1 rRNA gene (only partly in view) is annotated in these 1,317 nt (G+C 57.7%); it reads left to right on the forward strand.

The features are described 5' to 3' along the window. Positions 1-1,317 (forward strand): 23S ribosomal RNA (locus ACFY3U_RS27770) (it extends past both window edges: 197 nt to the left, 1,633 nt to the right).

The raw sequence follows: 1,317 nt of genomic DNA on the forward strand, positions 1-1,317 counted from the left end.
GGAGGAGTTATAAAGCCAGTTGCTAGCCGAATGGTGTGGGAAAGCCAACCGTAGACGGTGAGAGTCCGGTAGGTGAAAGTGGCTGGTCTTCTGTGGGTGTTCCCGAGTAGCGGCGGACCCCTGTAATCTGCCGTGAATCTGCCAGGACCACCTGGTAAGCCTAAATACTTCCTGGTGACCGATAGCGGACGAGTACCGTGAGGGAATGGTGAAAAGTACCCCGGGAGGGGAGTGAAATAGTACCTGAAACCGTTCGCCTACAATCCGTCGGAGCCTTGCGGGGTGACGGCGTGCCTTTTGAAGAATGAGCCTGCGAGTTAGTGGCATGTGGCGAGGTTAACCCGTGTGGGGGAGCCGTAGCGAAAGCGAGTCTGAATAGGGCGTTTTAGTCGCATGCTCTAGACCCGAAGCGGAGTGATCTAGCCATGGGCAGGCTGAAGCGCGGGTAAGACCGCGTGGAGGGCCGAACCCACCAACGTTGAAAAGTTGGGGGATGACCTGTGGTTAGGGGTGAAAGGCCAATCAAACTCCGTGATAGCTGGTTCTCCCCGAAATGCATTTAGGTGCAGCGTCGCGTGTTTCTTGCCGGAGGTAGAGCACTGGATGGTCTAGGGGGCCCACAAGCTTACCGAAATCAGCCAAACTCCGAATGCCGGTAAGTGAGAGCGCGGCAGTGAGACTGCGGGGGATAAGCTTCGTAGTCGAGAGGGAAACAGCCCAGATCACCAGCTAAGGCCCCTAAGCGTGTGCTAAGTGGAAAAGGATGTGGGGTCGCATAGACAACCAGGAGGTTGGCTTAGAAGCAGCCACCCTTTAAAGAGTGCGTAATAGCTCACTGGTCAAGTGGTTCCGCGCCGACAATGTAGCGGGGCTCAAGCACACCGCCGAAGCTGTGGCACTCACATAATACTTCGCGGAGACTTGATTCTCTGTGCAGGTGTGTGGGTGGGTAGGGGAGCGTCGTGCCGGGGGTGAAGCAACGGGGTGACCTAGTTGTGGACGCGGCACGAGTGAGAATGCAGGCATGAGTAGCGAAAGAAGGGTGAGAAACCCTTCCGCCGGATGACCAAGGGTTCCAGGGCCAGGCTAATCCGCCCTGGGTGAGTCGGGACCTAAGGCGAGGCCGAGAGGCGTAGTCGATGGACAACGGGTTGATATTCCCGTACCCGCGAAAGAGCGTCCCTGATGAACCTTGCTGTGCTAACCACCCGAACCCTGGGAGGTCTTCGGACCAATCGGGGGGAGCGTGGGAACCTGGTGGGTAGTAGTCAAGCGATGGGGTGACGCAGGAAGGTAGCTGATCCCGGCCGGTGGTTG

The sequence above is a fragment of the Micromonospora sp. NPDC000089 genome (genome assembly GCF_042899365.1).
In the GTDB taxonomy this organism is placed as follows: Bacteria; Actinomycetota; Actinomycetes; order Mycobacteriales; family Micromonosporaceae; genus Micromonospora.